26 protein-coding genes are annotated in these 25,064 nt (G+C 29.9%); 1 reads left to right on the plus strand and 25 read right to left on the minus strand.

Annotation, left to right across the window (positions count from 1 at the left end; translation table 11 throughout):
• Positions 1-34 precede the first annotated feature (34 nt).
• The 12 genes from dxr to BSD9I1_RS09925 all read right to left on the minus strand — a co-directional run bounded on the left by dxr (position 35) and on the right by BSD9I1_RS09925 (position 12,965).
• Positions 35-1,186 (minus strand): 1-deoxy-D-xylulose-5-phosphate reductoisomerase, encoded by a 1,152-nt coding sequence (gene dxr, locus BSD9I1_RS09870; RefSeq protein ID WP_186430185.1) that lies wholly within the window; start codon positions 1,184-1,186, stop codon positions 35-37.
• A gap of 15 nt (positions 1,187-1,201) precedes the next feature.
• On the minus strand, positions 1,202-2,191 hold the full coding sequence (locus BSD9I1_RS09875; RefSeq protein WP_186430186.1) for an AI-2E family transporter: 990 nt from the start codon (positions 2,189-2,191) through the stop codon (positions 1,202-1,204).
• 2 nt (positions 2,192-2,193) lie between these two features.
• Entirely contained in the window at positions 2,194-2,988 is a 795-nt protein-coding gene (locus tag BSD9I1_RS09880) for a phosphatidate cytidylyltransferase (RefSeq protein ID WP_186430187.1), read from the minus strand.
• Between the two features lie 20 nt (positions 2,989-3,008).
• Positions 3,009-3,767, minus strand: coding sequence for an isoprenyl transferase (locus BSD9I1_RS09885; RefSeq protein ID WP_186430188.1), 759 nt, complete (start codon positions 3,765-3,767; stop codon positions 3,009-3,011).
• 64 nt (positions 3,768-3,831) lie between these two features.
• Entirely contained in the window at positions 3,832-4,389 is a 558-nt protein-coding gene (gene frr / locus BSD9I1_RS09890) for a ribosome recycling factor (RefSeq protein ID WP_035307632.1), read from the minus strand.
• A gap of 17 nt (positions 4,390-4,406) precedes the next feature.
• On the minus strand, positions 4,407-5,117 hold the full coding sequence (gene pyrH, locus BSD9I1_RS09895) for a UMP kinase (RefSeq protein ID WP_035307630.1): 711 nt from the start codon (positions 5,115-5,117) through the stop codon (positions 4,407-4,409).
• A gap of 99 nt (positions 5,118-5,216) precedes the next feature.
• Positions 5,217-6,131 (minus strand): translation elongation factor Ts, encoded by a 915-nt coding sequence (gene tsf, locus BSD9I1_RS09900; RefSeq protein ID WP_186430189.1) that lies wholly within the window; start codon positions 6,129-6,131, stop codon positions 5,217-5,219.
• Positions 6,132-6,212: 81 nt separating this feature from the next.
• Complete coding sequence (gene rpsB, locus BSD9I1_RS09905) at positions 6,213-6,914, minus strand: 30S ribosomal protein S2 (protein ID WP_035307625.1); 702 nt, start codon at positions 6,912-6,914, stop codon at positions 6,213-6,215.
• Between the two features lie 220 nt (positions 6,915-7,134).
• Positions 7,135-7,911, minus strand: a complete 777-nt coding sequence (codY, locus tag BSD9I1_RS09910; protein WP_035307623.1) for a GTP-sensing pleiotropic transcriptional regulator CodY — start codon at positions 7,909-7,911, stop codon at positions 7,135-7,137.
• A 242-nt stretch (positions 7,912-8,153) separates the two neighbouring features.
• Positions 8,154-10,247 carry a type I DNA topoisomerase gene (gene topA / locus BSD9I1_RS09915; protein ID WP_186430190.1) on the minus strand — a complete coding sequence of 698 codons (2,094 nt, stop codon included), beginning with the start codon at positions 10,245-10,247 and terminating at the stop codon, positions 8,154-8,156.
• A gap of 82 nt (positions 10,248-10,329) precedes the next feature.
• Positions 10,330-11,439 (minus strand): DNA-processing protein DprA, encoded by a 1,110-nt coding sequence (gene dprA, locus BSD9I1_RS09920; protein WP_186430191.1) that lies wholly within the window; start codon positions 11,437-11,439, stop codon positions 10,330-10,332.
• A gap of 14 nt (positions 11,440-11,453) precedes the next feature.
• Positions 11,454-12,965, minus strand: coding sequence for a YifB family Mg chelatase-like AAA ATPase (locus tag BSD9I1_RS09925; RefSeq protein WP_186430192.1), 1,512 nt, complete (start codon positions 12,963-12,965; stop codon positions 11,454-11,456).
• Between the two features lie 293 nt (positions 12,966-13,258).
• Here BSD9I1_RS09925 and BSD9I1_RS09930 point away from each other — a divergent pair, with 293 nt between their 5' ends.
• Positions 13,259-13,627 carry a YraN family protein gene (locus BSD9I1_RS09930; protein ID WP_186430193.1) on the plus strand — a complete coding sequence of 123 codons (369 nt, stop codon included), beginning with the start codon at positions 13,259-13,261 and terminating at the stop codon, positions 13,625-13,627.
• Between the two features lies 1 nt (position 13,628).
• Here the strand turns inward: BSD9I1_RS09930 and BSD9I1_RS09935 are convergent, their stop codons facing one another.
• The 13 genes from BSD9I1_RS09935 to BSD9I1_RS10000 form a co-directional block, all read right to left on the minus strand.
• Complete coding sequence (locus BSD9I1_RS09935; protein WP_186430194.1) at positions 13,629-14,456, minus strand: ribonuclease HII; 828 nt, start codon at positions 14,454-14,456, stop codon at positions 13,629-13,631.
• A gap of 15 nt (positions 14,457-14,471) precedes the next feature.
• On the minus strand, positions 14,472-15,323 hold the full coding sequence (gene ylqF / locus BSD9I1_RS09940; RefSeq protein ID WP_035307909.1) for a ribosome biogenesis GTPase YlqF: 852 nt from the start codon (positions 15,321-15,323) through the stop codon (positions 14,472-14,474).
• A gap of 31 nt (positions 15,324-15,354) precedes the next feature.
• Positions 15,355-15,867: a signal peptidase I gene (gene lepB, locus BSD9I1_RS09945; RefSeq protein WP_186430195.1), complete on the minus strand. Its 513-nt coding sequence runs from the start codon at positions 15,865-15,867 to the stop codon at positions 15,355-15,357.
• A gap of 56 nt (positions 15,868-15,923) precedes the next feature.
• Positions 15,924-16,268, minus strand: coding sequence for a 50S ribosomal protein L19 (gene rplS, locus BSD9I1_RS09950; RefSeq protein ID WP_035307606.1), 345 nt, complete (start codon positions 16,266-16,268; stop codon positions 15,924-15,926).
• 115 nt (positions 16,269-16,383) lie between these two features.
• Entirely contained in the window at positions 16,384-17,112 is a 729-nt protein-coding gene (gene trmD / locus BSD9I1_RS09955) for a tRNA (guanosine(37)-N1)-methyltransferase TrmD (protein WP_186430196.1), read from the minus strand.
• Positions 17,097-17,591, minus strand: coding sequence for a ribosome maturation factor RimM (rimM, locus tag BSD9I1_RS09960; protein ID WP_186430197.1), 495 nt, complete (start codon positions 17,589-17,591; stop codon positions 17,097-17,099). The genes trmD and rimM overlap by 16 nt, the downstream gene beginning before the upstream one ends.
• Before the next feature lie 48 nt (positions 17,592-17,639).
• Positions 17,640-17,867: a KH domain-containing protein gene (locus tag BSD9I1_RS09965; RefSeq protein WP_186430198.1), complete on the minus strand. Its 228-nt coding sequence runs from the start codon at positions 17,865-17,867 to the stop codon at positions 17,640-17,642.
• Positions 17,868-17,883: 16 nt separating this feature from the next.
• Positions 17,884-18,141, minus strand: coding sequence for a 30S ribosomal protein S16 (gene rpsP / locus BSD9I1_RS09970; protein WP_035307600.1), 258 nt, complete (start codon positions 18,139-18,141; stop codon positions 17,884-17,886).
• 39 nt (positions 18,142-18,180) lie between these two features.
• The gene (gene ffh / locus BSD9I1_RS09975) at positions 18,181-19,536 is read right to left on the minus strand and encodes a signal recognition particle protein (RefSeq protein ID WP_035307599.1); all 1,356 of its coding nucleotides are present in this window, start codon (positions 19,534-19,536) and stop codon (positions 18,181-18,183) included.
• 11 nt (positions 19,537-19,547) lie between these two features.
• Positions 19,548-19,892: a putative DNA-binding protein gene (locus tag BSD9I1_RS09980; RefSeq protein ID WP_186430763.1), complete on the minus strand. Its 345-nt coding sequence runs from the start codon at positions 19,890-19,892 to the stop codon at positions 19,548-19,550.
• Between the two features lie 166 nt (positions 19,893-20,058).
• Positions 20,059-20,970: a signal recognition particle-docking protein FtsY gene (gene ftsY, locus BSD9I1_RS09985; RefSeq protein WP_186430199.1), complete on the minus strand. Its 912-nt coding sequence runs from the start codon at positions 20,968-20,970 to the stop codon at positions 20,059-20,061.
• 11 nt (positions 20,971-20,981) lie between these two features.
• A complete protein-coding gene (smc, locus tag BSD9I1_RS09990; RefSeq protein WP_186430200.1) occupies positions 20,982-24,539 on the minus strand; it encodes a chromosome segregation protein SMC in 3,558 nt (1,185 codons plus the stop codon).
• 220 nt (positions 24,540-24,759) lie between these two features.
• Positions 24,760-25,020 (minus strand): stage V sporulation protein S, encoded by a 261-nt coding sequence (locus tag BSD9I1_RS10000; protein WP_035307590.1) that lies wholly within the window; start codon positions 25,018-25,020, stop codon positions 24,760-24,762.
• Between the last annotated feature and the right edge of the window lie 44 nt (positions 25,021-25,064).

Genomic DNA, 25,064 nt, shown 5'->3' on the forward strand with positions numbered 1-25,064 from the left:
ACTATATATTCCTCCTTAAAATTTATGTAATGAATTATCGATATGTACTATATACGAATTCTTTAACACATCTGTCTAAATTTATTATATCTTCTAACTCATAGGAATAACTAATATCAAACTTATTCATACTTTTTTCTAATATGTCTCCGATTTTTAAAAACTTTATATGACCTTTCATAAATAACTCAACCGCTGCCTCATTTGCTGCATTTAAAACAGCTGGCATAGTTCCTCCAATTTTTCCTGCTTCATAAGCAAGTTTTAGAGGCTTAAAAGTATCTATATCTGGCTTTTCAAAAGTTAACATTGATGTCTTGAAAAGATCCAACTTATCAATGATAGATTTTTTTCTAAGTGGATAGTTTAAAGCATATTGTATAGGAAGTCTCATATCTGCTACCGATAATTGTGCTATAATACTTCCATCCTTATACTGAACCATGGAATGTATTATGCTTTCAGGATGAACTACTACCTCAATATTATTATAATCTAAATCAAATAGAAAATGAGCCTCTATTACTTCTAATCCCTTATTCATCAAAGTAGCTGAATCTATAGATATCTTTTTCCCCATACTCCAACGAGGATGATTTAAGGCTTCTTTTACTGTTACATTTCTTAATTCATCACTTCTTTTCCCTCTGAATGGTCCCCCTGAAGCAGTAAGTATTATTTTTTCTACATCCTCTCCCTTATTTCCTCTTAAACATTGAAAAATGGCACCATGTTCTGAATCCACAGGAAGTATATTAACATTATATTTTTTGGCTTCTCCTGTTATCAATTCTCCCGCAACTACTAATGTTTCCTTATTTGCTAAGGCTATATCCTTCTTCGCTCTTATAGCCTTTAAAGTTGGCTCAAGTCCTATCATTCCAACCACTGAAGTTAAAACTATATCAACCTTTTGTAAAGAGGCTATTTCATTTAATCCATCAATTCCATATAATACATTTGTTTTCAAGCCCTTTTCTCTGCAGTATTCATCTACCTTTTCGTAAGCTGTTTGATCCATCATAGCCACATATTCTAAATTAAATTCCTGTAATATTAATAGGATTTTTTGCCAACTTGTATTCGCTGATACAGCTATTAAATTTAGTTCATCATCATTTCTTATCACATCTAAAGCTTGAGTTCCGATGGAACCAGTAGCTCCAAGTATACATATGTTTTTCACCTTTAATCTCTCCTTTTATGTCTTGCTCTCTAATATACTCTTGCATATTATAACACAAACCGGTGCCATAAATATTCCAATTAATCCAAAAGTTTTTAATCCTAAATAAAGAGATAATATTGCAATTAACGGATGTATTTTAAATTTACTGCTCATAAACCTCGCTTCCATTACTTGCCTCATTATTATCAGTAATATATATAAGCAAATAAGTCCAAATGCAATTATATAATTTTTACAAACTATTTTATAAATTACAATTGGAAAAAATACAATAATAGTTCCTACATAAGGCAGGAAATCCAGTATACCACAGATAATTCCTAGTATAAAAAAGTTCTCTATATTAAGCGCCCATAATCCTAATATTGTTTCTATAGTAGTAACAAGTATTAATACCATCTCTATTTTTACAAACATCTTCATATCTTTCCATTTTTCTTCTAAGATTTCATTCATATTTAATGGAAAAAGCTTCTTAATAGCATTTAATATAACATATCTATCTACTAAAATAAAGTAGGCAGTTATATTACCTATGAAATAATTCAAAATACTATCGGTAGTATAAGCTGCCCCTCTTTTAAGAAAACTACTATCTAATACACTTAAATAATAGCTTTCCATTTTTTCATTTAGTTCTTGTACATTTAAATTAAAAGTTACACTTATGTTTTCTATGGATTTTAAAAGCGAATAATAAGTATCAATAATTATACTTCTTATACTATAAATCCATCTTCCTATAAAAAATAGAGATACCATAAATAATATGTTTATAACAACTATAGTGATTACTGCACTTATTTTCTTACTTATAAAATTTGACTTAATTAATATATTATAAATTGGATAACAAAATAATAATAGCATAGCAGTTATTAAAAATGGCCTAAAGTATTTTTTGAAAATCAAAGTTAAAAATATAACTACTATTATAGATACTGCACAATATATTAATTTTAAATACATTGAGTTATTTTGATTTTTGTTTTTATATATCAATATTACAACCTCATTATAAATGTTATATAATAATATACTACCAATGAGGCAAAAAGTATGCTATCAAATCTATCTAATATTCCCCCATGTCCTGGAATTAAGTTACTATAATCTTTTACTCCTACATATCTCTTTATAGAAGATGCTGTTAAATCTCCAAACTGAGTAATGATTCCACATAGTGCTCCTAGTAAAAAGAAATGTACTAAAGGAACATTAACTCCTTTACTAATTACAAACATCCCGAATACTCCACAAGCAATGGTACTTCCTAAAAAGCCTCCTATGGATCCTTCTACTGTCTTTTTAGGGCTTACTTCTGGACATAGTTTTCTTTTCCCAAAAAATTTACCAGAGTAATACGCTGCGGTATCGCAAACCCAAGAAGATATAAAAATAAACCATACAAATAAATTTCCATATTCCTTGTTATTTGTCATTACTATAAAGCTAAAGAAAACCCCTATATATAAAAATCCTAAAAATGTAACCGATATATCAATAAAATTATGACTTTTATTTAATACAGGAATACACAGTGAAACCAAAACTCCAAATATTATTATAAAAAACAAACTATCAAAATCCATATTATTTGGATATAAATAATATATGATACAAATTACATACCCTATCCAAGAAATAGGATTTATATTCTTTTCTTTAGATACCTTATAGAACTCATACATACCACATAATGATAAAATCAAAACTAAATATTTTAAAAACATACCTCCTATAAATAAAAATATGATAAATGGAGATATTATTAGGGCTCCTATATATCTACTATTCATACAATCAGCTCCTTAAATAATTATTTTATACCTCCAAATCTTCTATCTCTATTTTGGAAATCATATATAGCCTTATGAAGATGTTGTTTTTTAAAATCCGGCCACTTTATATCAGAATACCAAAATTCAGAATAAGCACATTGCCATAATAAAAAATTGCTTATTCTTTGCTCTCCGCTTGGTCTTATAATTAAATCTGGATCACAAATATCTTTTGTATAAAGATATTTAGAAAACACTTCCGAGTTTACATCTTCTAGTATTATCTTTTCCGTATTTAAATCTTCATATAAAAGTTTTATCCCTCTTAAAATTTCATCTCTTCCGCCATAATTTAATGCTAAATTTAGTACTAAGCCTGTATTATTTTTAGTTTTTTCATAAGCATTTTTAAGTTCTTCCCTGCAAATGCTAGGCAAACTCTCTATTTCCCCTATAGATTTAACAACAACTTTATTTTTGTGCAGTTCCTCTACTTCTTTTTTCAAGTATTCTACTAAAAGTTTCATAAGTGCATTTACTTCTTCTGCTGGCCTCTTCCAATTTTCTGTTGAAAATGCATATAAAGTTAAATATTTTACACCTAAGTTACTGCACTCTTTTACTATTTCTCTAATATTTTCTACACCTGCTTTATGTCCCATAGAACGTGGAAGATTTCTTTGCTTAGCCCATCTCCCATTCCCATCCATTATAATAGCAATATGTCTAGGTATATTATTTTCATCTAAAGAAATATCTTCACTCTCTTGATTTCTATTACTAAATAACTTCCACACAAATCATCACTCCATGTTCTCCTTATTAATAAAACCTGCGATTTCGCAGGTTTTTAATAAAATACTATACAGTCATAATTTCTTTTTCTTTTGCTTCTAATATCTTATCAATTTCCTTTATAAAGTTATCAGTTTTCTTCTGGATATCTTCTTCTGCTTTTTTAATTTCATCTTCAGATATTTCTGATCCCTTTTTTAAATTCTTAATTTTTTCATTACAGTCTCTTCTTATAGATCTTATAGCAATTTTAGTTTCTTCAGCAGTTTTCTTAACTGTTTTTACAAGATTCTTTCTTGTTTCTTCAGTTAATTCAGGTATCATCAATCTTATTATTGTTCCATCATTAGAAGGATTTAACCCTAAATCAGACTTTAAAATAGCTTTTTCTATAGCTTTTATAGCAGTTTTATCCCAAGGCTGTATTTGTAATATTCTTGCTTCCGGTATAGTAATACTTCCAACTTGGCTTATTGGTGTCATAGTTCCATAGTATTCAATTTCAATTTTGTCAAGCATAGCTGGATTTGCTCTACCAGCTTTCATTGAACTTAACTCTTTTTTTAATACTGCAATTGTTTTTTGCATTTTTTCATCAGCTGCTTTAAGTATGTCTTTAATCATAAAAATACCTCTCCTTATTATTTATATATTATAGTACCTATCTTTTCTCCCATTATAGCTTTTTTAATATTTCCAGGAGACTCAAGGCCAAATACTAATATAGGAATATTATTATCCATACATAAAGAAGTAGCAGTAGAATCCATAACCTGTAACCCTTTTTCTAGTACATCTATATAAGTTAGCTTATCAAATTTTACAGCATCACTATACTTATGAGGGTCTTTATCATAAACTCCGTCTACCTTTTTAGCAAGTAATATAACATCTGCTTCTATTTCTGCTGCTCTAAGTGCAGCAGTAGTATCTGTAGAAAAATAAGGATTTCCTGTTCCAGCAGCAAATATAACTACTCTTCCTTTTTCTAAATGTCTCATAGCTCTTCTTCTTATAAAAGGCTCAGCTATTTCTTTCATTTCAATAGCAGTTTGAACTCTTGTGTTAACACCCATTTGCTCCAATGAGTCTTGGAGAGCTAATGCATTTATACATGTAGCCATCATTCCCATATAGTCAGCGGTAGTTCTATCCATTCCATTGCCATTTCTACCTCTCCAGATGTTTCCTCCTCCAACTACAGCTCCTACTTCTATTCCCATATTTACTAAGTCTTTAATTTCTTGCGCTATTCTTTGGGCTACTTCAAAATCTATACCATAACCCTTTTCTCCTGCCAATGCTTCTCCTGAAAGCTTTAACATGATTCTTTTATACTTAACATTACACATATATTATACCTCCAAGTTGTTAAAAATTACATAGTAATTTTTAAAATACAGCATTTTGGTTTCAAAAAAAGAGAACACCGGGTGTTCTCTTTTAAATTATTACTTAATCTGTTTCATAACTTCTTCAACGAAATTTTCTTCTTTCTTTTCTATACCTTCTCCTCTTTCATATCTAACGAAAGCAGAAATTTTTATTTCAGCTCCTACTTCCTTAGATTTTTCTTGAAGGTATTTTGTAATAGTATAATCAGGATTCTTTACCCAAACCTGTTCAACTAAGCAAACTTCTTTAAGATATTTTTGAACTCTTCCTTCAACCATTTTATCAACGATTTTTTCTGGTTTTCCTTCATTTAAAGCCTGAACTCTGTATATTTCTCTTTCTTTATCTAAAGTTTCGTGATCTACAAAGTCTTTGTTTAAGAATAAAGGATTTGCTGCTGCTACATGCATAGCTACATCTTTTGCTACTTCTGCAAGTACTGGACTTTCCTTTTCGCATTCAAGTTTAACTAAAACTCCAATTCTTCCGCCGCCATGAATATAGCTCTGGATTGCTCCACTTTCAACTGCAAATTTGTCGAATCTTCTTATAGACATGTTTTCTCCAAGTTTTGCAATTAAGTTAGTTAAAGTATCTTTAACTGTAGTATTTTCATCACCTATGTATTTTTGTTCTAGTAATTCTTCAACTGTAGCTACATTTGAATTAGCAACTTGCTTAGCAATATTTTCTGTAAGAGTCTTAAACTCTTCATTAGCAGCAACGAAGTCAGTTTCACAGTTTACTTCAACTATAGCACCGTTTTTCTTATCTTCAGAAATATAAGTATAAACTAATCCTTCTGCAGCAACTCTGCCTGCTTTTTTAGCAGCAGCAGATAGTCCCTTTTCTCTAAGAACTTCTATAGCCTTTTCCACATCTCCATTAGCTTCTGATAAAGCCTTTTTGCAGTCCATCATTCCTGCTCCAGTTATTTCTCTTAACTCTTTTACCATCTGTGCAGTTATCATAAATATTTCCTCCCGTTTTGTAGTTATTTGTAGTTATTTAAAAGGTACATGAAGCCTAAGCTTCATCTACCTTTACATTTACTAGCCTTCTAATTGTTCGCCTTGTCTTCCTTCCATGATAGCATCAGCCATTTTAGCAGTTATTAATTTTACCGCTCTTATAGCATCATCATTTCCTGGAATTACATAGTCAACTTCATCTGGATCACAATTAGTATCTACTATAGCTACTACTGGTATACCTAAAGTTTTAGCTTCAGATATAGCATTCTTTTCTTTTCTTGGATCAACTACAAATAAAGCTCCAATGTTTCTTACGTCTAATTTCTTTATTCCACCTAGATTCTTTTCTAGCTTTTCTTCTTCTAATCTTAGCTTTATAACTTCTTTCTTTGGTAAAACTTCAAACGTTCCATCTTGCTCCATTTGCTCTAATTCTTCTAATGTCTTAATTCTTCCCTTAATAGTTGAGAAGTTTGTTAACATTCCACCTAACCATCTATTGTTTACAAAATACATGTTAGATCTGATTGCTTCTTCTTGAATAGCTTCTTGAGCTTGTTTCTTAGTACCTACAAATAGAATATCTTTTCCTTCTGCTGCAACTTCTCTTATGAAGTTATAAGCTTCTTCTACTTTTCTTACAGTTTTCTGTAAGTCAATGATATAGATACCATTTCTTTCTGTAAATATGTATGGAGCCATCTTAGGGTTCCATCTTCTTGTCTGATGTCCAAAGTGTACACCAGCTTCTAATAATTGTTTCATTGAAATAACTGACATAATTTTATACCTCCTGGTTTTTTCCTCCACTACCTTCATATTATATAAACTACCTTTGCGGCACCATTTATAAAATTAGGTAATGTGTGTATTTTTTCTCACCTTTGATAGTATATCATATGAATTTCTGCTATTCAACATTATTTTAAAAATAATTGTGATAGATTGGTGAATTTTATAGCATAAAAAAACAGAGCAGGGGTTGCTCTGTTCTTTATAACTATTTTATTTTCTTTAATTCTTCTAATAACTTATCGTTTAATATCTTTATATGAGTTCCCTTCATACCTAACGATCTAGATTCTATTACTCCAGCACTTTCAAATTTTCTTAATGCATTAACTATAACTGATCTAGTAATTCCAACTTTATCTGCTATTTTAGATGCAACTAAAAGCCCTTCGCTTCCGTCTAATTCATTAAATATATGTTCTACTGCTTCTAATTCGGAATAGGATAAAGTTCCTATAGCTAATTGAACAACAGCCTTCTTTCTAACTTCTTCTTCTATTTCATCATGCTTAGATCTTAATATTTCAAGTCCAATTATAGTTGCTGCATATTCAGCAAGTACTAAATCATCATCTGTAAAAGTATCATCAAATCTGGCAATTAGAAGTGTTCCTAATCTTTCTCTATTCCCATTAATAGGTACTATAGTAGTTAGCTTATTTTCTATTCCACATTCGATGTTGTCTCCAAATACGCATTTCCCATTGTTAGTTAAATTAGATAATGATTCATGAACGTTTAATAACTTATTATTATAAAATTCAGGAAAACGCATTTCTGTCATTACCTTTTCCTTTACTTCATCACATTCAAATCCAGTAGAAAAATCATATCCCAATATTTTACCTTTTTTACTTAATATATATACGTTACAAGTTAAGACTTCACTTAAAAGCTTACATATATCATCAAATACTACCGGCTCAGTTCCTGATTTCTGAAGAATTTTGTTTAATCTTCTTGTTTTATTTAAAAGAGATGACATTTGATTACTCCTCCTCTGTTTCATCTAGGATTTTATTCTTTTCGTCTTTTCCTAAGGCTACATATATCATATATATATTATAAATCATTATTTAGAATTTATATAGCATTTTTAAGACTTTTTTAAATTTTTAGAATTGTTTTGTACATTACAATATTCATCATAGCATACACTTTAACAAAATTCAACATCATTTTTATAATTTGCATGTGTTTTTTTAGTTTTTCGACATTTATTGCAAATTATTCATTTTTCTTCTCTTCTTTATACACTTTATTTTTGCATTCTTCATTTATACATTCTAAGTAATTACCCTTAGTCTTACTATACTTTTTGACCATATGCCCTCCACAACTAGGACATTTTTCATTTGAAGGTTCAAACCAACTTACAAAGTTACACTCTGGATAATTACTACATCCATAAAACTTCCTGCCCTTTTTACTCTTTTTAGCTACAATATTACCGGAACACTTAGGACATTTTGCATCTATTTCTTCTACAATTGGTTTAGTGTTCTTACATTCAGGGTAACCAGGACAAGCTAAAAACTCTCCAAATCTTCCATGTTTTATAACCATATTTTTGCCGCATTTATCACATTTTATATCAGTAACTTTATCTTCTATTGTAATTTTCTCTACTTCTTTTTCGGCTTTTTCTATCAATTCTTTAAGTGGTTCAAAGAAATCATTCACTACCTTTTTCCAGTTTTCTTTACCGCCTTCTATATTATCTAGTTTATCTTCCATTTCAGCAGTAAATTCTGCATCCACGATAGGTTTGAAATACTCTACTAATATATTGTCTACTATAAATCCTAATTCCGTTGGTTTTAGTGTTTTCTTTTCTCTTTCTATGTACTTTCTCTCTAAAATAGTAGATATAGTAGGAGCATATGTACTTGGACGCCCTATACCGTTTTCCTCTAAGATTTTTACTAAAGTCGCTTCGGAAAATCTAGCTGGAGGTTGCGTGAAATGCTGCTTACTATCTACATCTTTACATACTAATTTATCATTATCCTCAAGATTAGGAAGCTTTGTACTTTCATTTTCGTCTTCTGTTGAATACTCATAAAGCTTCATGAATCCATCAAATTTAACAATAGATCCGCTAGCTTTAAAAGAATATACTCCATTTACAATGTCTATTGCTGTAACATCAAGTACACAGGAAGACATTTGGCTAGCCATAAATCTATTCCATATCAATGTATATAACTTATATTGCTCTGGACTCAGATTTTCTTTAGCTATATCTGGGGTAATTTCCACATTAGTAGGTCTTATAGCTTCATGAGCATCTTGAATATTTTTTTTGCCTTTAAATTCCCTAAATGATTCTGGAACATATTCTTTTCCATACTTATCTATTATAAATTGTTTAGCCATTTCTTGAGCTTCTACAGAAATTCTTACAGAGTCAGTTCTCATATAGGTTATTAAACCTATAGTACCATAACCTTTAATGTCAATTCCTTCATATAACTGTTGCGCTACGGACATAGTTCTTTTTGTAGCAAAGTTCAGCTTTTTATATGCATCCTGTTGAAGCGTACTAGTGGTAAATGGCGCAAGAGGATTTTTATTCTTTTTGCTTTTCTTTACACTTTTTACTATAAATTCACCTATTTTTAAATCGTTACTTATATTATCTGCTTCTTCTTTATTGTTTATTTCTATTTTTTTATTGTCTTTAGAATTCAATCTTATTGAAAAAGTTTGCTTATCCTTTTCTTTATGTACTATACCTTCAATTGTCCAATATTCCTTAGGTATAAATTTTTCTATTTCAAGTTCTCTATCGCATATTAATTTTAATGCTACAGACTGAACCCTACCCGCACTTAATCCCCATCTTACTTTTTTCCAAAGAATAGGACTAATTTGATAACCTACTAATCTATCTAATACTCTACGTGCTTGTTGTGCATTTACTAGATTTATATTTACTTCTCTAGGAGACTTAATAGCACTTTTTACTGCTCCCTTAGTTATTTCATGAAAAACTACTCTACATTTTTTACTTTCATCTATTTTTAATGCCTGAAGTAAATGCCAGGAAATAGCTTCTCCTTCTCTATCAGGGTCCGTTGCTAAATATACTTCATCACTTTTCTTTGCTTCCTTCTTTAACTTTTCTAAAAGTTCTCCTTTACCCCTTATAGTAATATACTTAGGATTATAGTTATTTTCTATATCAACGCCTAACTGACTTTTAGGCAAATCCCTTATATGTCCCATAGATGCTTCTACTATATAATTCTTTCCCAAATACTTTCTAATGGTTTTAGCCTTTGCTGGTGATTCTACTATTATAAGTTTTTGTCCCATGCTTCCCTCTGATAACTTTTTTTATCAGAGTTGACACCCCCCTTAAATTCTAATTGCTTTCTTAATTTAAAATTTTCTTATATTAAATACTATTTGCAATTTTAACATAATAATTGCCAGAAAGGCAAGTTATTCTATTTTTTAATTGCAATTCAAATAATACCTCATATAACTGCTTTATGTCAATATTGCTATATTTTAATATATCATCAATATACATAGGTGTTTCATTTATAATTGAATATACTTTATTTTCAATCTTATCTAGCTTTATTATATCTTTCTTGTCTAATCTTATTTTATCTTTTTTGTTAGAATTATATTCAATATTCAAGAAATTACATATATCTTCTACCGAAGTAAGCGGAAACGCTCCCTCCTTTATTAGTTTATTCGTTCCCTTACTAGTTTCAGATAATATCGAACCCGGAACAGAAAACACATCCCTTCCTTGGTCCAATGCATATGTTGCAGTAATTAATGATCCGCTCCGCTCCGAGGCTTCTACTACTACCACGGCTTCACTTAGTCCACTTATTATCCTATTCCTTAAAGGAAAGTTATATGAAAGAGGCTCGGTACCCGGCAAAAATTCTGATACTATACATCCCTTTTTTATTATCTCTTTATATAGTTCCTTATTTTGCTTAGGGTATATTATATCTACTCCGCATCCTAGTACTGCACATGTAAATCCATTATTTTTTAACGCACCAAAGTGAGCAAAAGAATCTATGCCTTTTGCCATCCCACTAATTATACTTACTTCTTTTTGACATAGCTCTCTGGAAATTATCTCTGATAAATTTTCACCATAGTAAGAACATCTTCGTGATCCTACTATAGCTACACTTCTGTGATGGTTTAATGGTACTATATCCCCTTTATAAAATAGAGCTATAGGAGCATTGTTACATTCTTTTAATTTAATTGGATATTTTTCCTCATTAAATAGGGCCATGTTTATTTCTTTATCTTCTAATATATTTAAATATTTATTAAGTTCATCTTTATTCCACTGATTTTTCATAAGCAGTTTTACTTTTCTTTCTGACTCAATATCCTTACTTATATATAAGCTATCATTACAATACTCGTAAATTGATTTTGATGCTTTAAATTTATTTAATAAATTTATCTTCAGTTTATTATTTAATTTAATTTTCACAAGCCAAATGTCATATAAATTCATATTATACACCTCTTTTATACTACATCACTTAAAAACCTTCTATATTGAATAGCCTCAATTAAATCCTGTTCCCCTATTAAGTCTTTTCCTTCTAAATCTGCTAAGGTGCGGGCAAGTTTAAGTACCTTATGATATACTCTAGTACTAAAATTAAATTTGTTATATACTTTTTCTATAAAAACTTTTTCTTTTTCTTTCAGCACACAATATTTCTTTATTTCAGAAGATGACATTTCCCCATTTGTTCTTATTTGTAAACCTTCAAATCTTTCTTTTTGCAGCTCTCTTGCTCGTTCTATTCTTTTTTTAATAAGTTTAGAACTTTCTTCTTTTTTCCCATTTCCTATGTCTTTAAAGTTTAATTTATTTACAAATGCAAATATGTCAATCCTGTCCATTAGTGGTCCTGATAACTTTTTAATATATCTCTTTCTCTCATAGTCAGTACATATACAATTTCCTGATCCATAATTTCCACAAGGGCATGGATTTAAAGAGCTCACTAGCATAAAATTACATGGATATTCAACTGTTCCTGTAGATTTTGAAATCTTTACTTTCCTGTTTTCTAATGGTTGTCTTAAGGCCTCCAATGAATTTTTATTAAATTCTAGCATCTCATCTAAATAAAGGACCCCATTATGAGCCAAACTTATTTCTCCCGGTAAAAGTTTTGATCCACCACCTATAAGCGCTATTTTAGAGGCTGTATGATGGGGGCTTCTAAATGGCCTATTTGATATTAGGTTATATTCCCTATTAAGTTCTCCGGCTACACTATATACCTTAGTACACTCAAGAGATTCTTCATAACTTAAATCTGGTAAAATAGTAGGTATTCTCTCTGCAAGCATAGTTTTCCCTGTACCTGGAGGTCCGTAAAGAATTATATTATGATTTCCAGCTGCTGCTACTTCAATTGCTCTTTTAACACTTTCCTGCCCTATAACCTCCTCAAAATCAATATTATATTTTACGGTTCTTGATATAGGATCTTCTGCATAAAAAGGCATCAAATCTTTGTACTGGAGATAAGAAACTACTTCCTTTAAAGTTTCTAAAGGATATACTTCTGAGTTTTTTACCAAAGACGCTTCTATACTATTAGAAACTGGAATTATAAATTTATTAAATTCATTCTCAATTCCTCCTATTATTATAGGAAGGGTTCCTCTTATGGCTCTAAGCTCTCCCCTTAGGGATAACTCTCCTAAAAATACGTAATCATCTATATCCATAGTAATTTGTCCTGATTCTTTTAAAATTCCTATAGCTATAGCAAGATCAAATAAACAACCTTCCTTTTTTACATCTGCTGGTGCTAAATTTACCGTTATTCTTCCCACAGGAAATTCAAATCCGGAGTTTATCAAAGAAGTTCTAACTCTTTCTTTTGATTCTTTTACTGCTATATCGCCTAATCCTACAATATTAAAACTTGGAAGTCCTCTCCCAATATCCACTTCCACAGCTACCATAATTCCCTCAACACCTGTAAAAGCAGCAGAATTAACTTTAATAGCCATTTTTATCACCTCTTTTGCAATTTTAACCAAAATATATATTTTTTAATACATACAAGAATTTCAAACACAAAAATAAGCACCAAGCATATAGAGAAGCTATGCGCTTTGTGCTTATTTTTACATTGCATGAATATTAAGAATTTTTCTCTAGTATTTTGAGGTATACTTATATTATAATATAAGTAATAAAATAGTTACGTTATTTTATTTAGTTTATGATATATTTCTACTAGAATTAGGAAATAATATTAATTAGACGATTTAAAAATGTTTTAAATGAGAGGAGAGTTTTTATGTATTCCTATAAAAAGGATATAGGAAATCTAGGAGAAAATATTGCAGAAAACTATCTTATTGACAGAGGCTATATTATTTTAGACAGAAATTTTAGGAGTAAAACAGGGGAAATAGATATTATAGCAAAAGACGGAGATTATATAAGCTTTATTGAGGTAAAAACAAGGTATGGAACTCTTTACGGAACTCCTGGAGAATCTGTAAATTATTTAAAACAATATCGCATATATAAAACCGCACAAATGTATATTTTTAAAAAAAGACTTAACAAATTTAATTTTAGATTTGATGTAATAGAAGTAATCTTAAATCATCTTAATAATGATTTTTCTATAAAACTTATAAAAGATGCTTTCCAAATATAGTTTATAAAATGTTTTTTAAAAAACTCATCCTATGTATTTTGCATGGCCCAAATTTTTTCAAAGCTTCTATATGTTCAGCTGTTCCATAACCAGAATTTTTTTCAAATCCATACTTTGGATAATTCTTTGCATAATTGTCCATAACATTATCTCTGTAAACCTTAGCTATTATGGATGCACATGCTATACTAGCGCTTTTAGAGTCTCCTTTTATAACATATTCATTTTTCATATTTATGTTCTTTATGGCATATCCATCAGATAAAACAAGGTTAGGCTGTAAATTTAAATTTAAAGTGGACTGTTTTAAAACCTCATTGTTGCACCAGCCTATGCCCTTTTCATCTATAATGGTATTCTCTATTTCAACAATTTTATAAGAAATGGACTTCTCCTTAATTATAGAACTTAATTCTTCTCTTAATTTTGCAGATAGCTTTTTAGAATCCTTTATACCTAAAATAATATCCTTACTATTTGATTTATTTAAATCTAAAACCACTGCAGCTCCAACAACGGGTCCTGCTAAAGGGCCTCTTCCTACTTCATCTGTTCCAGAAACATATCCATTACTAATAAATCCCTTATCAAAATTGTACATGTTATTTACTCTTTCAATTTCTTTATTAGTTTTCTCAATAAAACTTTGCAAGCTTACTGAAAGTTTCTGTACATTTTTTCTATGGTCCTTACATAATAACTGTATTATTTCTTCTACATTTACTTGAGATTTTATATCAAAATAACTTTTCTCAATACATTTTATTTTGCTTTTGATTTCATCAAACTTTAAATTATAAAAATTTATATCATTTAAATTTTCTATCATAGTTTATATCCTTCATTATATAGTATCAGGTCTCTCAAGAGATATCTTACCTAGCTTTCCAGCTCTAAATTCATCTAGGAGCATAATAGCCACTCTATTATAATCTATCTCTCCCCTTGAAATTACAGCGCCTCTTTTTCTTCCTATATTATCCATATTTTCTAATGCGCTATCACTTAATGTCTCTAACTTATATCTATTTTTAAGATTTTCAGGATATTCCTCTTGAAGTTTTTCTATAAGCTTCAATGCCAAAGTTTCTATATCCATAATCTCATCCTTTATAGCTCCTGTAAAAGCTAAGCTTAAACCTACCTGTTCATCTTCAAATTTAGGCCATAACACTCCTGGTGTATCTAAAAGCTCAACATCCATTTTAGTCTTTATCCACTGCTTGCTTTTAGTAACTCCTGGCTTATCTCCAGTCTTTGCAATGCTGGCTTTTGCCATTTTATTTATGAAAGATGACTTTCCTCCATTAGGAATACCTACTACCATTACTCTATCTACAAATTTCATTATGCCCTTATTTTTTATTCTCTCATGCTTTTCTTTTAAAAGTTCATCTAACAACCCTCTAATCTTATTAGTTCCTTCACCCGTTAAAGCATTAAAAGCTATGGCCTTTACATTTTGTTTAGATAAAGTCCTTATCCACTGATTAGTAATTTCTTTTTCACTTAAATCAGCTTTATTTAAAAGAATTATTCTAGGCTTATCACCACAAATTTCTTCTATTTCAGGATTCGCACTAGATTTTACTATTCTGGCATCTCTTATTTCAATCACTGCATCTACTAATTTAAGATTTTCTTTTATTTGTCTTCTTGTTTTTGCCATATGACCAGGAAACCAATTTATTGCCATATCCATATATATCTATCCTTTCTTTAGGTTATTAATTTATACTTCCAAAGTTTCTAAAAGGATAAATCCTTAAAGCAGCTCTTCCTACTACCATATTGTATTTTACAAACCCAACTCTAGAATCTCTACTATCTAAACTATTATTTCTATTATCCCCTAAAACAAACACTGTTCCTGATGGGACTGTTACTTCAGGAAAGTCCTCCATTTTTTGTTCAAATATATAATCCTCGTTTTGAGAAACTCCATTTATAAATAAGGTATTATTTTCTACTTTCACTTTATCGCCTTCAACTGCTACTACCCTTTTTATAAACTTTTCTTTAGGGTTTGCTGGATATTTAATAACAACAATATCCTGCATTTTTGGTTCTCTAAAATAATATGAAACCTTTTCAACAATAAGCCTATCCTTATTATGAAGAGTAGGATACATAGATAACCCATCCACATTTACAGTTTCAAATACAAAAGTTATTATTAAAAATGCAGCTATTATTGCTATAAGTATAGACTTGCCTAAATCCACTAACTCTTTTACCATACGATAACACCACCTAACATATAAAAAAGGGACTTATTAAGTAAGCCCCATTTTTATTATAATCTTTCTTTTACTTTTGCAGCCTTACCTACTCTATCTCTTAAGTAGAATAACTTAGCTCTTCTTACTTTACCTCTTCTAACAACTTCGATTTTCTCAACAGTTGGAGCATTAACTGGGAATGTTCTTTCAACTCCTACATTGTAAGCAACTCTTCTTACAGTAAAAGTTTCTCTTAATCCACCGTTTTGTCTCTTTAATACTGTTCCTTCAAAAATCTGTACTCTTTCTCTGTTACCTTCTTTAATTCTTACATGTACTTTTACAGTATCTCCGACATTAAATTCAGGTAAATCATTTCTAATTTGTTCAGCTTCTATAGCTCTTATTACTTCTAACATTGTGCATTCCCTCCTTGAAAATATGTAACGCTCATGCCTATTTTTAAGACAGAGGAACGTCCGTACTAGCACAAAGGTTATTTTAACATATATAAACTTATTTTTCAACAACAATCTATGATTTTTTCTTCCATTTTTTTAATAATCTAATATCTTCTTCTATTAAGTTATAAGTTTCAAATAAATCAGGTCTTCTTTCTTCTGTTATAATCAAAGATTGAAGTTTTCTCCATTTGCGTATATTTTCATGATGACCTGATGTTAATATTTCAGGTACCTTTTCTCCTCTAAAGACTTCAGGTCTAGTATACTGTGGATATTCTAAAAGTCCATCATAAAAGGATTCATCCATAAAACTCTCACTACTTCCTAAAACTTCTGGAATTAATCTACAAACGGCATCCACTACAGGTATACATGCCATTTCACCTCCGGTCAAAACAAAGTCACCTAATGAAATTTCCATATCTATATGATTATAAACTCTTTCATCAATGCCTTCATAATGGCCACAAACAAATATTAATCCTTTTTCCTTAGAAAGCTCTTTTGCCATTTCTTGATTAAACGTTTTTCCCCTTGGGCCCAAAAAAATAACTTTACCTGAGTTTAGCTTCTTTGCATGGCTTATAGCATCCACTAACGGTTGCGCTGACATTACCATACCTGCACCACCGCCATATGGATAGTCATCTACCTTTCTATGTTTGCTTTCAGTAAAATCTCTTATATTTATAGTATTTATATTTATAATATTATTTTTTATAGCTCTACCCATTATACTGTGGTTAAAAATTTCGAACATCTCTGGAAACAAAGTTAAAATATCTACTCTGACATCCATTGCGAAACAGGCTTTATAATTACCTTTCTTTCTTCTATATTTATATTAACCACAATATCTTTTAACGCTGGAATAAGTAATTCCTTTTTTTCTTTGATCCAGTATACATCATTGCTTTTAGTTTGTATTACATCTGCTATTTTACCTAGATCTTCACCATTTTCATCATACACTGTACATCCAATCAAATCAGCTATAAAAAAACTACCTTCTGAAAGCTTTTCAGCATCATCTCTTTTTACTTCTATGTATTTATTTTTGTATTTCATTGCTTGTTCAATGGAATCTATTCCTTCTATTCTTAAAATAACCTTATCATTTTGAAACTTAACGCCTAATATATTTGTTTCCTTATTATCAATAAATATTTTATCTAAAGCTTTAAACGCTTTTATATCATCAGTAAGAGGAAATACCTTTACTTCACCGTTCAATCCATGAGTGTTTATTATTTGACCTACACTTAGATACTCTTTCATAATAATAGTCTCCTTTCTAAAAAAAAGAGTTAGGCATCCCTAACTCTTTTATAATATCTCTACAACAACTCTCTTGTTTTCCTTAATCGCTGCTGCTTTAACTACAGTTCTAATAGCTTTAGCTATTCTTCCCTGTTTTCCTATAACTTTTCCCATGTCTTCTGGAGCAACCTTTAATTCTAAAATTACTGATTGTTCTCCAATTATTTCATTCACTTGAACCATATCAGGGCTATCAACTAATGACTTAGCTATAATTTCAACTAATTCTTTCATTTAATGCACCCCCATATTACTTTCCAAGCTTCTCTGAAACACCAGACTTAACAAAAAGTCTTTTAACTATTTCTGTTGGTTGAGCACCATTGTTTACCCACTGAATAGCTTTTTCTTCATCTATCTTGATAGTTGCTGGTTCAGTGATTGGGTTGTAGTATCCTATTTCTTCTATGAATCTTCCATCTCTTGGGGATCTGGAATCTGCTACAACAACTCTATAGAAAGGAGCTTTTTTAGCACCCATTCTTCTTAGTCTTATTTTAACTGCCATGTTTTTTCACCTCCTTTAAAAAGTAAAACAATTAATATATTAGAAAGGCAATTTTCCAAATAAGCCTTTTTTCTTGTTAAAGCCTTTTTGCATTCCCTTCATTTGCTTCATCATCTTTTTCATTTCTTCAAATTGCTTTAAAAGTTTATTAATATCTTGAATAGTTGTACCTGACCCACTAGCTATTCTCTTCTTTCTTGAAGAAGAGCTGCTTACTAAGGAAGGATTTCTTCTTTCTTTAATAGTCATAGAACCTATAATAGCCTCAGTTTTTTTAAGTTCTTTTTCACCTTGGCTAAGATCTACTCCTTGAAGCTCCTTAGTACTTATACCAGGAATCATTTCCACTATTTTATTTAAAGGACCCAAGTTCTTCATTTGCTGCATTGCCTGCTGGAAATCCTCTAAATTAAATTCTTGATTCATAAGACGATTGCCAAGTTTTTCTGCTTCCTTTTCGTCTATTGCTTGTTGAGCTTTTTCTATTAAAGTCAATACATCTCCCATACCTAGTATTCGAGATGCCATTCTATCTGGATGAAAAACTTCAAAGTCATTCATTTTTTCGCCTATACCTACAAACTTTATAGGCTTTCCAGTAATAGCCTTTATAGAAAGGGCTGCTCCACCTCTAGTGTCACCATCTAACTTTGTGAGTACAACTCCTGTAACATCTAATTTACTATTGAAACTTTCCGCTACATTTACTGCATCCTGTCCTGTCATTGAATCTACTACAAGAAGTATTTCATCGGGGTTTACACCTTCTTTAACATCTTGCAGTTCCTTCATCAAGTCTTCATCTATATGTAATCTTCCTGCAGTATCTATTATAACTACATTTAAGTTATTGTCCTTAGCATGCTTTATAGCAGCTTTAGAAATATCTATAGGACTTACTTTGTCGCCTAACGAAAACACAGGAATATCTATTTGTTTTCCTACTACTTGTAACTGCTTTATTGCAGCAGGTCTATATATATCACACGCTGCAAGTAATGGCTTTTTATTTTTCTTCTTTAACTGAAGAGCAAGCTTTCCAGCCAGTGTGGTTTTACCAGCACCTTGCAACCCTACAAGCATTATTACAGTTATATTATTTTGAGCAAAATTTATTTGACTTTCTGTGGTTCCCATAAGTTCTACGAGTTCTTCATTTACTATTTTTATTACTTGCTGACCAGGTGTTAAACTTTCTAACACCTCGTTCCCCATAGATTTCTCACTTACTTTTTTCACGAAGTCCTTAACTATTTTATAATTAACATCTGCTTCTAAGAGAGCAAGTTTTACTTCTCTCATGGCTTCCTTTATATCTTTTTCCGTAAGTTTCCCTTTACCTTTAAGCTTTTTTAAAGTTTCTTGAAGCTTAGAAGCTAATCCTTCAAAAGCCATACATATCCTCCCTAAATATTATCTATCAACTGAGTTTTTATACAATCAACTATTTTCATTTGATTTTCGTCACAGTTTTCTTCTAATTTATCTAGTTCAATTAGAATATTTCTTTTAACATTTGCTAATTGCATATTTTTTTGCATTATCTTCAGTCTTAATTCATAATCTAGCAAAAGCTTATTACATCTCTTTATTAAATCATAAATAGCTTGCCTGCTAGTATTTGTATGTTCTGATATCTCTGCCAATGAAAAATCTTCATTATAATAAAGATTCATAATATATGTTTGTTTTTCCGTAAGTAAAGCCCCGTAATAATCTAAAAGCAATGAAATTTCTATTCTTTCATCCATGAGTTTTGTGCTAATGCACACTCACTCCCTTATCACTTATTGACGAATTATATAATATCAAATTTTTAAATAGCTGTCAAGTACTTTTACTTAACAGCTATTTAAAAATTTAAACTCTGATTCAACCCTTGTAAAATCAATACTTAATGCAATAAAATACTAAGTTTTAGAATAATGCTTCCACAAATTCTTCAGGATTAAATTCTTGTAAATCCTCTATTCCTTCTCCTACTCCTATAAGTTTCACTGGAATATCTAGCTGATGCTTAATAGAAATGACTATTCCACCCTTAGCTGTACCATCTAACTTAGTAAGTACTATACCATCTACTTTACATACTTCCATAAACTGTTTAGCCTGAAGGACTGCATTTTGACCAGTTGTAGCATCTAAAACAAGATAAGTATGCTTTTCTGCATCAGTATATTCTCTTTCTATAATTCTATTTATCTTACTTAATTCGTCCATAAGATTTTTTTTATTATGAAGTCTTCCTGCAGTATCACATATAAGAACATCAGTATTTCTTGCTTTAGCTGCCTGTATAGCATCATATACTACCGCTGCAGGGTCTGACCCCTCTTGATGCTTTACTAAATCAACTCCTGATCTTTTACTCCATACTTCTAGCTGATCTATAGCTGCAGCTCTAAATGTATCTGCAGCAGCCATCAGAACCTTATATCCATTCTTTTTAAGCTTAGCTGATATTTTTCCAATAGATGTGGTTTTACCCACGCCATTTACTCCAACAATTAATAGTATTTCAGGAGTTTTTTCTGGATTAATGGATACACTTTCTCCTCCTAATATCTCTAATATAACTTTTTTAAGACATGGCTTTACTTCTATAGGATCTTTTATCTTTTCTTCTTTTATTTTCTCTCTCAATCTCTCAATTATTTCTAAGGAAGTTTCTACACCTATATCTGATGTAATAAGTATTTCTTCTAATTCCTCAAATAAATCCTCATCAATATTTACATATAATTTTAGCATTTGACTAATCTTATCTGTAAAGTTTCCCTTCGTCTTAGTAAGTCCCTGTTTTAATTTTTCAAAAAATCCTCCAAACATATTATCACTCCTTATGTTGTTAAATCTACTGATACTATTTTTGAAACTCCCTTTTCTTCCATAGTAACTCCATATAAAACATCACTAGATTCCATAGTTCCTTTTCTATGAGTTATAACTATAAACTGTATATTCTCAGAAAACTTTTTTAAGAACTCAGCATACCTTGCCACATTGGCATCGTCTAATGCTGCTTCTATTTCATCTAATATACAAAAAGGAGTAGGTTTCATTTTTAATATTGCAAATAATAATGCTATGGCTGATAGAACTTTTTCTCCACCTGACATTAAATTTATATTTTGTAGCTTCTTCCCTGGAGGTTGTACATTTATATCTATATTACCTGTGAGTTCATCTCCTGTTAATATAAGATCTGCACTTCCTCCTTTGAATAATTCATTAAAGGTCTCATTAAATATAGTTCTAAGCATATGGAAATTTTCATTAAAAACAACTTTCATTTTTTCAGTCATTTCTCCAATAACATTCATTAGCTCATCTTTAGCTTTTATCAAATCTTCTTTTTGGCCATTCATAAAATTAAACTTTTCTCCAATTTCTTTATACTCTTCTATGGCCCCTACATTTACTACTCCCAAATTTGATATACTCATTTTTATGTTTGAAATCTCCTGCTTATATTTGTTTATGTCCTCTATTTCAATTTTGAAATCTAATGTTTTATAAGAATCTATTTCATGTTCTTCATATAGTTTATTTTTAAGACTTTGTTCCTCGGTTTGAAGTTTAGTTAAAATCACTTCATACTTATGGAACTCGCTGTCTTTTTTCTCCTTAAGAATATGAAATTCCTCCAACTGAGATTGATATAGATTTATTTTTTCTTTTACTTTTATAAGTTCAATTTCTCTATCCTTAAATTTAATATCTAAGTCTCTTATAGCTCCATTTGTAAGTTCTATTTTTCTGTCATTATCTTTAATTTTTATTCTAAACTCATGAATATTATTTGCTGAATTTTCCATAGATATTCTTAAGTTGTCTTTTCTTTCTTTAAATTCACTAATTTCTTTATCTATTCTTTCCGCTTCTTTTACATTATTTAAATACATTTCATCTATTTGGGCCTTTTCTATTTTCTTTGTCATTAAGGTTTCTTTTATTTTTTCTAGTTCATCTTGCTTAAATGAAATTGTTTTTTCTATATCTGAAATTTTAGTTACATTATTTGTTTGTAACTTTTCTAATTCATTAACTTCAGCTTGATTTATATCTTTCTCTTTAATATTTTCTTGTATATCTAAATCTATAGACGTTATTTCATTTTTAGATATGTTTAAACTATTTTTCAATCTAACAGTTTCATTATCTATATGAGAAAGTTTTTCCTGAAGTTTCGTTATTTCTATATTTTCATAATAAACTTGATCTTTTAAATTCAAATTTTCCTCATCTAGCTTTTTAACAATTTCATTTAACTTATTAATTTCATTACTATACTTATCTATTTTTAGTGAAGTTTCTCTTATCGAATTATCTATTTCTTCTATTTCTCTTTTTCTTCCTATAACACTAGTATTTTTATTACTATAAATACTACCTCCTGTTAATGAACCACCAGGATTTATCACTTCTCCAGATAATGTTACTATTTTATAGCTATAATCGCATCTTTTAGCTAATATAAGTGCATTGTCCATATTATCACATATAATCGTTTTCCCCAATACGTAATCTACCGCTGGAATGAATTTATTATTATATTTTATAAGTTCACTTGCGATACCAATATAACCATTCATGTTTTTTATATCTTTATTTAATAAAACTCTCTTACTTTTTATAATGTTTAATGGCAAGAAAGTACCTCTACCTAAATTGTTTTGCTTTAAATACTTTATAAGTGTTTTAGCAATTTCTTCATTGGAAGTTATAACATGTGAAATAGCTCCTCCTAAAGCTATTTCTATAGCCTTCTCATAAAGTTTATCAACTTCTATTATTTCTCCTAGCACAAAAGCATTATTTATAGCTTCTGGAACCCTCTGCTTATCTATAGCTTGCATAAGATTTTTTATTGACTTTGAATATCCTTCATACTGCTTATCTAAATTCAATAAAAAGTTATGATTAGCTTCCAGTTTATTATAAATGGAGTGTAATTCTCTGGTTTCCTTTTCTTTTATTGATAATTTATCCCTATGTGAAGATATTTCTTTTTTGTTACTTTTCATATTTTCTTCATAAGTATTTATTTTGCCCTTTAGCTTATGGATTTCAGCACTAAGCATTTCTTTAGTATTATTGTTTATTTGTATTGAATTAATAAAACTCTCACAAGAAGTTTTTAGCTGAGTAAGTTTTTTATTTAATCCTTCTATATTATTATTAATTAATACTATGTTATTTGTAATAGAAGATACCTTACCCAAGTAATCTATATGGTCTTCCTTAATTTTGTTTAATACTTTTTCTTCATTCTCTAATTGAGAATTTAAGCGTAAAACAAGATTCTCTTTTTCTAAAACATATTTATTTAATTCTTTGCTTTTTATAGATATATCACTGAGTTGTTTTTCAGAAAGGCTTCTAGATTTATGTAACTCATCTATTTTCTTATCTATTTCTTCTAGATCCCTTGTAGAACTCATTGTGATATTTTCTAAATTCGCTATTCTCTCTAATAGTATATTATTTTCAGATACTGTATTTGCTAGTTCTTCTTTCTTGCTATAATAATCTTTTCTTTCTTCCAAATTTTCATCTTCAAATTTTTTAAGCTTTTCATTCCATATGTCTAACTCTTTTTTACAGTTATCATTTTCCTTATGTAAAATATTCAAATCATTTTTTATGTCTTTTATTTTATTACTTATTTCATCTATATCAGTATTTAATTTCTCAATAGAATGAACTATTATATTTACTTCCTTTAACTTTAGCTCCTCACTTAATCTTAGAAATTTTTTAGCCTTTTCACTGTCTACCCTTAAAGGTTCTAATCTTTCTTCATAAGTATTTAATATATCGGATATTCTAGTTAAATTACTCTCCGAATTTTGCAACTTTTTTTCAGCTTCTTGTTTTCTTGTTTTAAATTTTACTATTCCTGCTGCTTCCTCTAAAAGGTTTCTTCTTTCTTCTGTTTTACCACTTAATATAGCATCTATTTTACCCTGTCCTATTATGGAATATCCTTCTTTTCCTATACCTGTATCCATAAATAGTTCCTGTATATCTTTCAACCTACACTGTGTGTTATTTATATAATATTCACTGTCTCCAGATCTATAAATCCTTCTAGAAACTGTAACGTCTGTATATTCTATCGGAAGTTCCAATTTAGTATTATCTAAGGTTAGGGATACTTGCGCAAGACTTACAGGCTTTCTAAATTGTGTTCCGGCAAAAATTACATCTTCCATTTTGCCACCCCTTAAGTTTTTAACACTTTGCTCTCCTAAAACCCATCTTACAGCATCTGATATGTTACTTTTACCACTGCCATTAGGTCCTACTATAGATGTTACTCCTCTTTTAAACGTAAGTTCTGTTTTATTTGCAAAGGATTTAAATCCTCTTATTTCAATTGATTTCAAAAACATTTACTATAGCTCTCCTATCTTCCAATCACAAGAGGCAACAAGCTTGCCACAAACATTATAAGCACTATATATACCATTATTTTTTGTATTTTATCTCTTTTTGCTTTTTTCATAAAAACACCTCTAACTTAAAGTATTTAATAATATACTAGTTTATATTAAAAAAACTAAAATATCAACGCTAAAAATAAAAACCATGATTTCCATGGTTTTTCATATACTATCTTTGCTGAACAATAAATTTAATTGCTGTTCTTTCTTCCCCTTCTATATTAACTTCTGCAAAAGCTGGAACCACTACTAAATCAATTCCATTAGGAGCTACAAATCCTCTTGTAATGGCTATTGCCTTTATTGCTTGATTTACCGCTCCTGCTCCTACCGCCTGTAACTCTGCGCTACTTCTTTCCTTAATTGCTGCCGCCAACGCTCCTGCTACTGATTTAGGTTCTGATCCAGATGAAACCTTTAATATTTCCATAAATACTTCCTCCCCATATACCATAAAATAATCATTTCTATTAT

It is taken from the genome of Clostridium sp. BSD9I1 (assembly GCF_900185645.1).
In the GTDB taxonomy this organism is placed as follows: domain Bacteria; phylum Bacillota; class Clostridia; order Clostridiales; family Clostridiaceae; genus Clostridium_AK.